The sequence below is a fragment of the Romboutsia sp. 13368 genome, assembly GCF_018336475.1.
GTDB lineage: Bacteria > Bacillota > Clostridia > Peptostreptococcales > Peptostreptococcaceae > Romboutsia.
This window is the reverse complement of record NZ_CP048741.1, coordinates 1,475,675-1,476,127: the sequence shown is the minus strand read 5'-3', so window position 1 is coordinate 1,476,127 and position 453 is coordinate 1,475,675. Positions and strand designations below refer to the sequence as shown.

Below are 453 nucleotides of genomic sequence, written 5' to 3'. Positions count from 1 at the left end.
TACTAAGYTTAGTAAAGCTAGAGTTTAGTATATTTGCTCTGTGACCAGAAGAATTCATCCATGCGTTCATAACTTCTTGTGGAGTTCTTTGTCCTTTTGCTATATTTTCTCCTGCACTTCTATATGATATACCGAATTCTTTCATCATATCAAATGGAGAACCATAAGTTGGAGAAGTATGATCAAAGTAGTTTTTGTTTATCATATCTTGAGATTTTTTTGTTGCTACACTTGATAAGCTATAATCAAGAGTTAAAGGAGATAAACCTTTTTTAGATCTTTCTTTATTTACTAATTCAAGAACTTGTTGTTGATAAGAAGAGAAGTCTGAATTGTTTGTATCTGGAGTAGTACTTGGCTTTTCTTCTGTAGAACCTGAATTATTTTCAGTATTATTGTTGTTGTTACTATTGTTATTGTTATTTTCATTACCTGGTGTACTTGGAGTAGTAC

1 protein-coding gene is annotated in these 453 nt (G+C 31.0%); it reads right to left on the bottom strand.

Annotation, left to right across the window (positions count from 1 at the left end):
• The coding region (locus G3997_RS05960; protein ID WP_296649438.1) for a CAP domain-containing protein at window positions 1–453 on the bottom strand (453 nt) is incomplete at both ends.